The sequence below is a fragment of the Aeromonas sp. R5-1 genome, assembly GCF_040908265.1.
Taxonomy (GTDB): Bacteria; Pseudomonadota; Gammaproteobacteria; order Enterobacterales; family Aeromonadaceae; genus Aeromonas; species Aeromonas caviae.
Window position 1 is genome coordinate 1 of the sequence record NZ_JBFODJ010000075.1, and the last position, 8,948, is coordinate 8,948.

The window sequence follows — 8,948 nt, forward strand, 5'->3', positions numbered from 1 at the left end:
TAATGCCAGTCAGTTAAGCCTGACTGGCATTGTTTTTACTAGGTTTTCTCGTCGCATACTTCTGTGGTTTGGCTTTGATGCACCTTGGGTAACTTCGTTCTCGGCGGGCGGGTAACTTGAACTGCTCTGCCTGTTTGTCCAACTCAGCGACACGCCCTGGAACCATGCCCGGTGACACAAACGGCAGGCAACTGAGTTCATGCAGCAGATACACCGATGCCATGTGAAAGCTCAACTGGCTGGCCGTATAGCCCTTTAAGCTCGCCGCCATCCTAACCATCTGATATCTCAGTAGGTTATAGGCCAATACCAAGCCCCATAGCTCCTGCCTTACTCCATCGGGTTTCTTGCTGCGCAGCGTCAGCCGGTGCTGTTGCAGGCTATGTTTCATCTCCCGATAGCCCAGCTCGATTTCCCAGCGATTCTGGTATAGCTCCATCAACTCGCTGGCCGGGAAGCGCAGCGGGTCGGTGAGCGAGGTCAGCACCTGCCGCTCCTTGCCGTTTACCGTCCGGGTCAGCAGCCGGGCTTCGAACTGCTCCGGCAACTCGCTCCACTTCTTCTTGGCCTGCGGACTGGCACTGAGGCGTACCAGCACATCCTGCCGCCCCAGCTTGCGGATGACCTCGTATTGAGCCCCCTTTTTCAGCGGAATAAGCCAGTGACGCGCTACGCCCTGGCGTTGCCAGGCATGGAGTAACCCCAGTGAGTAGAAGCCCTTATCGAACAGGGTCAGGCTATTATCGGGTGTTTTTTCAATCAGTTGCTCTGCCAACACCATCTCGTTTACCGCACAGGAGTCCATCACTGTCTGGGTCAGCAGATGACTGGTCAGCTCCATCTGACACAACATGCGGACCTGGGGATATTGCGTCTCCCCCTGGACGGTTTTCGACTTGGCAAAGGCGCCGGCATTGTCCGGAGTATCGGGCGTGCGCCAGACCACCCCGTCCACGGCCAGCAGCTGCAAGCCGGCCCAGGTGGGGTGCTGACACTGCTGATGCCAGAGTGTGGCGGTCTGCTGGAACACCTGTCGAACGGCTTGGTCAGCCAGTTTTTGGCGCGCCTGGATGAAGGCGCTGGGGACGACAAACGGCCGGTCGCCGGGTAACAGGATATCGAGCTGGTTGGCCAGCTGGGCCATAGGGACATGACGAAACAAGGACATCCCGATAATGGCCCATAGCACCCGCTCCATGGGCATGCGCCGTCGGCGCAAGGAGACGGAGCCCGTCTCGGCCAAGCAAGCCTGCACCAGTTCAGGTGACAGCAGGTCAGACAGGGACTCAAACTTTCCGGGAGGACAGGCGTGAATGAAGTCGAGAGCTTGGTCGATACGCATAAAAAAATCCGAAACCCAACAAGGAGTTTCGGATTCTTACACAGCCTGAGGATCGGTCAATGGATCCTTAACTGATCGGCATTAGGCCCTGGGCCCCGTTGTTTTTCTCACCGCCAGGCGGCGTGGGCTCAGGCGCCCAGGCCGTTACCGGCGTCTTTCTTGGCAATCAGCTCAATCTTGTAACCGTCCGGGTCTTCCACGAAGGCGATGACGGTGGTGCCGCCCTTCACCGGGCCCGGCTCGCGGGTGATCTTGGCGCCGGCGGCGCGCAGTGCCTCGCAGGTGGCATAGATGTCGTCCGCTTCCAGGGCGATGTGGCCATAGGCGGAACCGAGCTCGTACTCGCTCACCCCCCAGTTGTAGGTGAGCTCGATGACGGCTTCATCCTTCTCGTCGCCGTAGCCGACGAAGGCCAGGGTGTACTTGTATTCGCTGTTCTCGCTCTTGCGCAGCAGTGTCATGCCCAGCACTCGGGTGTAGAAGTCGATGGAACGTTGCAGATCGCCGACGCGCAACATGGTATGCAGAATTCTCATTGCTCAATTCTCCGGGTTGGTGGATTGGTACTGCCTTGAATCCATGGCCCGAGACCGGATCCGCAGAGGCCTGCAGATCAACTCTCGGGATAGACCTTCTCTTTGTATTCGCACAAATCTTCGATGATGCAGGAGCCGCAGCGGGGCTTGCGGGCGAGACAGGTGTAACGCCCGTGCAGGATGAGCCAGTGGTGCACGTCCAGCTTGAACTCGGCGGGGACCACCTTGAGCAGCTTCTCCTCCACCTGATCGACGTTCTTGCCCACGGCAAAGCCGGTGCGGTTGGAGACCCGGAAGATATGGGTGTCGACGGCGATGGTGGGCCAGCCGAAGGCGGTGTTGAGCACCACGTTGGCGGTCTTGCGGCCGACGCCGGGCAGGGCCTCGAGGGCCTCGCGATTCTCCGGCACCTCGCCGCCGTGGCGCTCCAGCAGAATGGCGCAGGTCTTGATGACGTTCTCGGCCTTGGTGTTGAAGAGGCCAATGGTCTTGATGTACTCCTTGACCCCGTCCACCCCCAGATCCAGCATGGCCTGGGGGGTGTTGGCCACCGGATAGAGCTTGTCGGTGGCCTTGTTGACGCTGACATCGGTGGCCTGGGCCGAGAGCAGCACGGCGATGAGCAGCTCGAAGGGCGTGGTGAAGTTGAGCTCTGTGGTGGGATGGGGGTTGTCATCGCGCAACCGCTCCAGGATCAGCCTGCGTTTCTGGTTGTTCATGGCTCTCTCTTGTCTCAGAGCTGGGTCGTGCGGGCGCCTGCCGCCGGCACGGTGCAGTGGGCCTTCTCGGCACTCTGCTTGCGGCCCATCCAGTCGTTGATGGCGTTTTTGCCGGCGATCATCAAACCGAGGCCGATGAAGCCGCCGGGGGGCAGGATCGCCAGCAGCAGGCTGGCGTCGGCGTGGAACAGCTCGACGCGCAATGACTTGGCCCAGTCACCCAGCAGCAGCTCGGCACCGTCAAACAGGGTGCCCATGCCGATGATCTCGCGAAGGCCCCCCAGTACCAGCAGCACCAGGGTAAAGCCCAGCCCCATCATGAAGCCGTCGAGGGCGGCAAGCAGGGGCGGGTTCTTGGAGGCATAGGCTTCGGCGCGGCCGATGATGACGCAGTTGGTGACGATGAGGGCGATGAAGATGCCGAGCGCCTGATAGAGGCCGTAGGTGTAGGCGTTCATCAACAGCTGCACGCTGGTCACCAGGGCCGCGATGATCATCACATAGACCGGGATGCGGATATCCTTGGGCACCCAGTTGCGCACCAGGGAGACGGCGAGGTTGGAGCAGACCAGTACCACCATGGTGGCAAGGCCGAGCCCCAACGCATTGGTAAAGGTGGAGGAGACCGCCAGGGTGGGGCAGAGCCCCAGCACCTGCACCAGGGAGGGGTTGTTCTTCCACAGTCCCTGCAGCATCAGCTCCTTGAGCTCTTCGCGGCGGCCACTTTCCCCGGCGGGTTGGCTGGCCGTGTCAATCACGTCGACTTGTTCCATTGCGTGTGCTCCGGCGTTAGGGGTTGGTATGGCAGGAGGGGGCATCGTGCAGCAGTTCGGGGTGCTCCTGTTGCAGCCTCAGCAAATTTTTCACCGCCTTGACCACGGCCCGCGGGGTGATGGTGGCTCCGGTGAAGGCGTCGAATTCACCGCCATCCTTCTTCACCGCCCAGGTGGTGTCGTTGTCGGCCGTGAGGGACTTGCCGGTGAAGCTGTCGATCCAGCTGGATTTCTTCAGCTCTATCTTGTCACCAAGCCCCGGGGTTTCCTTGTGGGCCAGCACCCTGACCGCGCTGACGGCCCCCTTTGCATCGGTGCCGACCACCATGCGAATGGCTCCACTGTAACCATCGGGGGCCACGGTTTCCAGCGCGTAGCCGGTATGCACCCCCTTGAGGGTGGCGGTATAGAGGGGCATGGGCTCATCGCTGCCCAGGTATTCCCGGCTGCTGACCAGCTTGCAACTGGCCACCAGATCGTTGTCATAACTCCCCTCGGGCAGCAGGGCCTGCAGGGTGCGCAGCTTCTCCAGCTCTTGCTGGTGGGCGATGCGATCCCGGGTCAGTTCGTTGGTCAGCACCACCATGGCGGTGCAGCCGAGGGCAAAGAGGGCCAGGGTCAGGCCATTCTTGCGCATGCTTTTCAACATGGGAGGCTCCCTGTCTCGCGTCTGCGACAATTCAGATGGGGGTTCATTTGCGACGGGCTCCATAGACCTTGGGGCGGGTCAGATTGTCAATCAGGGGAACGCACAGGTTGGCCAGCAACACGGCGAAGGCGAAGGCATCCGGATAGCCGCCAAAACGGCGGATGACATAGACCAGCACGCCGATGAGCACACCGTAGACGAGGCGCCCCTTTGCGGTGGTGCTGGCACTCACCGGATCGGTGGCGATGAAGAAGGCCCCGAGCATGGTGGCACCGCTGAACAGGTGCAGCATGGGGGTGGCGGTGGCATCCGGGGTGGCCAGATAGCCCAGGGTGGCAGCGAGCAGCAATGCGCCCAGCACGGCAGTCGGAATGCGCCAGTTGATCACTTTCTGCTGGAGCAGGAAGAGGCCTCCCAGCAGGTAGCCGAGGTTGACCCAGCTCCAGCCGATGCCACCCCAGCCCTCGAAGACGGTGTGGGTCATCACTTCGGTGGCGGTCAGCCCCTGGGTCAGCCCGGTCTTTAAGGTATCCAGCGGCGTGGCCATGGTCAGGCCATCCACCCCCTGCTTGAGCTGCAGCATGCTGTAGCCGTCGAGGCTGAAGCCGGTGAAGATCACCGAGGCCGCATCGGCGAAGCCGATGTCGTAGGCGGCGATGCTGGAGGGGGGCAGCCAGCTGGTCATCTGGACCGGGAAGGAGACCAGCAGCAGCACATAGGCCACCATGGCAGGATTGAACAGGTTCTGACCGAGCCCGCCATAGAGATGCTTGGCGATGATGATGGCGAACGCCGTGCCCAGCACCAGCATCCACCAGGGCAGCAGGGGGGGCAGGGAGAGACCGATGAGCACGGCGGTGAGCGCCGCGCTGCCATCCAGCAGGGCCGGTTTGACGGGGCGGCCGCGCAGGCGAAGGACCAGGGCCTCCGAACCCAGGGCAGTGACCAGCGCCAGCAGGATCTGGATCAGGGTCCCCCAGCCGAAGAACCAGGTCTGCGCCAGGAAGCCGGGCAGGCAGGCCAGGATCACCAGCACCATCAGGGTCTGGGTCTGTTTGCGGTTGTGGGCAAAAGGCGCACTCGCGATATTGAACATGGATCAGTGGCTCTTGTCGGTCGAAGGGGAGGAGGCAGCCTCGGCCGCCAGCTTCTTGGCTTTGGCCCGGGCGATGGCGGCGGCGATGGCCGCCTTCTTGGGGTCTACCTCGGCGGCGGGCTCGGATGCGGCGGCAGGTGCCTCGGCGGTGGCGGTATCGCTTGTGTTTGCGGAGATGCCACCTGCGTCCAGCGGTGCGTCACCTTGCGCCTGGGCGGCTTTCTTGGCCTTGGCCCGGGCGATGGCGACGGCGATGGCCGCCTTCTTGGGGTCCACCTCGGCGGCGGGTCCGGATGCGGCGGCCGGGGCCTCAACGGCGTGTTCGGTTGTGTTCACGGATGTCTCACCCGCGACCACCGGTGCATCACCTTGCGCCTGGGCGGCTTTCTTGGCCTTGGCCCGGGCGATGGCGGCGGCAATGGCCGCCTTCTTGGGGTCCACTTCGGCGGCGGGCTCGGATGCGGCGGCCGGGGCCTCAACGGCGTGTTCGGTTGTGTTCACGGATGTCTCACCCGCGACCACAGGCCCATCACCTTGCGCCTGGGCGGCCTTCTTGGCCTTGGCCCGGGCGATGGCGGCGGCAATGGCCGCCTTCTTGGGGTCCACCTCGGCGGCGGGCTCGGATGCGGCGGCCGGGGCCTCAACGGCGTTATCGCTTGTGTTCACGGATGTTTTATCCGCATCCATCGGCGTGTCCCCTTGCGCCAGGGCGGCTTTCTTGGCCTTGGCCCGTGCCAGGGCGGCGGCGATGGCGGCTTTCTTGGGATCCAGCTCTGCCTTGGGATGTTGCTCCCCAGATGCCGGGGTGTCAGCCAGCCCATTGCCCTCGCCATTGGCGGCCTTGGCGGCACGACGGGCGATGGCCTCCTGCTTGCGCGCCTCTCTGGCGGCAATCATGGCGCCGTTGTCCGGTGCTGGCTCGCTGGTGCCTGCCTGGGTGGTCTCCTGCTTGGCCTTGAGGCGGGCCAGAGCGGCGGCGACGGGATCATCCCCCCCTGCCGCGGCCATGGCCTGGCGACGCTGGGCGGCGGCCTCGGCGTGGCGAGCCTCCCGCGCGGCCTTGTCCCGCTCGAAGCGGGCCTGCTTGGCCTCGAAGCGCTGCTTGGCACGTTCGGCCTTCTCGGCCTCGGCACGGGCCTCGCGGATGTCATCCTTGGCGATCTTGTAGTACTGCACCAGGGGGATTTCGCTCGGGCAGACCCAGGCACAGGCGCCGCACTCGATACAGTCAAAGAGGTTGAGCTTCTCGGCCTTGTCGTACTCCTTGACCCGGCTGTACCAGTAAAGCTCCTGGGGCAGCAGGGTGGCGGGGCAGGCATCGGCGCAGGCACTGCAACGGATGCAGGCCTGTTCCGGGCCGGGGGGCGGCAGCTCGGCGCGGGTGGGGGAGAGCAGGCAGTTGGTGGCCTTGACCACGGGGACCATGGCGTGGGGCAGGGTGAAGCCCATCATGGGGCCCCCCATGATGACCCGCTGATCCGCCTCCGGTTGCAGCTCGAAACGCTGGAGCAGCCAGCGTACCGGCGTGCCCAGACGCACCCAGGCATTGCCGGGTTTCTTGAAGGCGTCGCCGGTGAGGGTGACGATGCGCTCGATGAGCGGCTCGCCGTCGATGATGGCGCGCTTGATGGCAAAGACGGTGGCGACGTTGAGCACCATGATGCCCATGTCCACCGCCCGGCCTCCCTTGGGCACCTGGCGTCCGGTGAGCAGCTCTATGGTCTGTTTGGCGCCGCCGGAGGGGTACTTGGTCGGTACCGACTTGACCAGCACGTCGGCGTCGCTGGCATGGCGGGTCAGGGCCTCGATGGCCGCCGGTTTGTTGTCTTCCACCCCGATCAGGGTGAGCTTGGGCTTGAGCAGGTGCTTGAGTACCCGGATGCCGTCCATGATCTCGTCGGAGTACTCCTGCATCAACCTGTCATCCGTGGTGATGTAGGGTTCGCACTCCAGCCCGTTGACGATGAGGATCTCGGTGAGCTGGCCACGGCCGTCGAGCTTGCTGTGGGTCGGGAAGACGGCGCCGCCGAGCCCGGCGATGCCGGCCTGCTGGATGCGCTCGAGCAACGCCCCCCGCTCCAGGTTCCAGTAGTCAGGCTGGGGTGTGCGCTCGCCCCAGGCATCGTCTCCGTCCGGGGTGAGGAGGATGCAGAGATCGTCAAGACCGGAGGGGTGCGCCACCGTGTGCTGCTCGATGGCGGTGATGGTGCCCGAGGTGGAAGCGTGCACCGGCACGATGCGCCCCTTGTCAAAACGGGTGAGGGGTTGCCCCTTCTTGACCTTGTCCCCCACCCGCACCAGCAGTTCGCCGGCCGGACCCGCGTGCTGGCGCACCGGAATGATGAGCTGGGGGGGAAGGCCCGCGTCAACGACGGGGGTCAGGCTGGACTGGTGCTTGTTCTCGGGGGGATGGATGCCGCCGTGAAAATCCCACAGAGTGCCGGCTTTGATGCGTTCGAGCAGATGCTGCATGGTTACTCCGCTGTTTATTCCACTATCTTGACCGGAATGGCGACCTTGGCCAGATCCCATTTCCAGTTGTCGACCGTGGTCGGCACCGGGATCATTTCGATACAGTCGGTCGGGCAGGGGTCGACGCAGAGGTCGCACCCGGTACACTCGGCCACGATGACGGTGTGCATCGCCTTGGTGGCACCCAAGATGGCGTCGACCGGACAGGCCTGGATGCACTTGGTGCAACCGATGCACATGTCTTCGTGAATGAAGGCCACCTTCTTGACGGGGATTGCCGCGTCTTCACCGCCGTCCAGAGACTGGGGCTCGACCCCCATCAGGTCGGCAATCTTGCGCATGGTGGCGTCGCCACCGGGCACGCACTTGTTGATCTTGTCGCCATTGGCCAGGGCTTCTGCGTAGGGTTTGCAGCCCGGGTAACCGCACTGGCCGCACTGGGTCTGGGGCAACAGAGCATCGAGCTGATCGACGATGGGATCGGCCTGCACATGAAACTTGACGGCGGCAAAGCCGAGAATAATGCCGAAGGCCAGGGCAAGCAGGGCCAGCACCAGAATGGCAAAGAGTATGTGAATCATAGCGTTATATCTTGATGAGGCCGGTAAAGCCCATGAAGGCCAGCGACATCAGGCCAGCGGTGACCATGGCGATGGAGACGCCACGAAACGGTGCTGGCACGTCGGCGGCCACCAGCCGCTCACGCATGGCGGCAAACAGGATCAGCACCAGAGAGAAGCCGACGGCGGCCCCGAAGCCGTAGATGATGCTCTGGATGAAGTTGTGGCGCTCGTTGATGCTGAGCAGCGCCACGCCGAGCACGGCACAGTTGGTGGTGATGAGCGGCAGGAAGATGCCGAGCAGGCGATAGAGGGTCGGGCTGCTTTTGCGGATCACCATCTCGGTGAACTGGACCACCACGGCGATCACCAGAATGAAGCCCAGGGTGCGCAGGTAGGCGATCTCCAGCGGGATCAGGATGTAGTGCTCCATCAGATAGGAGCAGGCGCTGGCCAGCGTCATGACGAAGGTGGTGGCCAGACCCATGCCGATGGCGGTTTCCAGCTTGCCGGAGACACCCATGAAGGGGCAAAGGCCGAGGAACTTCACCAGCACGAAGTTGTTGATCAGCACGGTGCCGACCAGTAAAAGCAGGTACTCAGTCATTGAAGATGGGTTATCCGGTATGAAGGCGGCCGTATTATCTGATGTTAGGTGCCTTTAGACAACCGCAAGGCCGTATGGTTATTATTCGAATGCCCAATTCTTGACATCCTCCCCCACCTTAGCGCTTCGCGTCACAGGAGGGGGATTCCCATTACTGGGTGATAGCTGCTCGCGCAGTACCGGGTTCCTGCTTC

9 protein-coding genes are annotated in these 8,948 nt (G+C 63.1%); all 9 read right to left on the reverse strand.

What is annotated here, in order from left to right; translation table 11 throughout:
- Positions 1-13: 13 nt before the first annotated feature.
- Positions 14-1,342, reverse strand: a complete 1,329-nt coding sequence (locus tag AB5Y64_RS11085; protein WP_053288733.1) for an IS4 family transposase — start codon at positions 1,340-1,342, stop codon at positions 14-16.
- A gap of 128 nt (positions 1,343-1,470) precedes the next feature.
- Positions 1,471-1,878 (reverse strand): lactoylglutathione lyase, encoded by a 408-nt coding sequence (gene gloA, locus AB5Y64_RS11090; protein WP_039038673.1) that lies wholly within the window; start codon positions 1,876-1,878, stop codon positions 1,471-1,473.
- A 77-nt stretch (positions 1,879-1,955) separates the two neighbouring features.
- Positions 1,956-2,597 carry an endonuclease III gene (nth, locus tag AB5Y64_RS11095; RefSeq protein ID WP_005302279.1) on the reverse strand — a complete coding sequence of 214 codons (642 nt, stop codon included), beginning with the start codon at positions 2,595-2,597 and terminating at the stop codon, positions 1,956-1,958.
- Between the two features lie 14 nt (positions 2,598-2,611).
- Complete coding sequence (locus AB5Y64_RS11100) at positions 2,612-3,370, reverse strand: electron transport complex subunit E (protein WP_010674312.1); 759 nt, start codon at positions 3,368-3,370, stop codon at positions 2,612-2,614.
- A 16-nt stretch (positions 3,371-3,386) separates the two neighbouring features.
- On the reverse strand, positions 3,387-4,019 hold the full coding sequence (gene rsxG / locus AB5Y64_RS11105) for an electron transport complex subunit RsxG (RefSeq protein WP_043156385.1): 633 nt from the start codon (positions 4,017-4,019) through the stop codon (positions 3,387-3,389).
- A gap of 43 nt (positions 4,020-4,062) precedes the next feature.
- Positions 4,063-5,115, reverse strand: a complete 1,053-nt coding sequence (gene rsxD, locus AB5Y64_RS11110) for an electron transport complex subunit RsxD (protein ID WP_368203781.1) — start codon at positions 5,113-5,115, stop codon at positions 4,063-4,065.
- Between the two features lie 3 nt (positions 5,116-5,118).
- Positions 5,119-7,587, reverse strand: a complete 2,469-nt coding sequence (gene rsxC / locus AB5Y64_RS11115) for an electron transport complex subunit RsxC (protein ID WP_368203783.1) — start codon at positions 7,585-7,587, stop codon at positions 5,119-5,121.
- Between the two features lie 14 nt (positions 7,588-7,601).
- A complete protein-coding gene (rsxB, locus tag AB5Y64_RS11120) occupies positions 7,602-8,168 on the reverse strand; it encodes an electron transport complex subunit RsxB (protein WP_368203785.1) in 567 nt (188 codons plus the stop codon).
- Positions 8,169-8,172: 4 nt separating this feature from the next.
- Positions 8,173-8,754: an electron transport complex subunit RsxA gene (rsxA, locus tag AB5Y64_RS11125; protein ID WP_039038677.1), complete on the reverse strand. Its 582-nt coding sequence runs from the start codon at positions 8,752-8,754 to the stop codon at positions 8,173-8,175.
- Between the last annotated feature and the right edge of the window lie 194 nt (positions 8,755-8,948).

What these genes read in the sequence shown, in the direction of transcription:
- AB5Y64_RS11085 (WP_053288733.1), bottom strand. Translation starts at nt 1,342, where the DNA reads ATGCGTATCGACCAAGCTCTCGACTTCATTCACGCCTGTCCTCCCGGA.
- gloA (WP_039038673.1), bottom strand. Translation starts at nt 1,878, where the DNA reads ATGAGAATTCTGCATACCATGTTGCGCGTCGGCGATCTGCAACGTTCC.
- nth (WP_005302279.1), bottom strand. Translation starts at nt 2,597, where the DNA reads ATGAACAACCAGAAACGCAGGCTGATCCTGGAGCGGTTGCGCGATGAC.
- AB5Y64_RS11100 (WP_010674312.1), bottom strand. Translation starts at nt 3,370, where the DNA reads ATGGAACAAGTCGACGTGATTGACACGGCCAGCCAACCCGCCGGGGAA.
- rsxG (WP_043156385.1), bottom strand. Translation starts at nt 4,019, where the DNA reads ATGTTGAAAAGCATGCGCAAGAATGGCCTGACCCTGGCCCTCTTTGCC.
- rsxD (WP_368203781.1), bottom strand. Translation starts at nt 5,115, where the DNA reads ATGTTCAATATCGCGAGTGCGCCTTTTGCCCACAACCGCAAACAGACC.
- rsxC (WP_368203783.1), bottom strand. Translation starts at nt 7,587, where the DNA reads ATGCAGCATCTGCTCGAACGCATCAAAGCCGGCACTCTGTGGGATTTT.
- rsxB (WP_368203785.1), bottom strand. Translation starts at nt 8,168, where the DNA reads ATGATTCACATACTCTTTGCCATTCTGGTGCTGGCCCTGCTTGCCCTG.
- rsxA (WP_039038677.1), bottom strand. Translation starts at nt 8,754, where the DNA reads ATGACTGAGTACCTGCTTTTACTGGTCGGCACCGTGCTGATCAACAAC.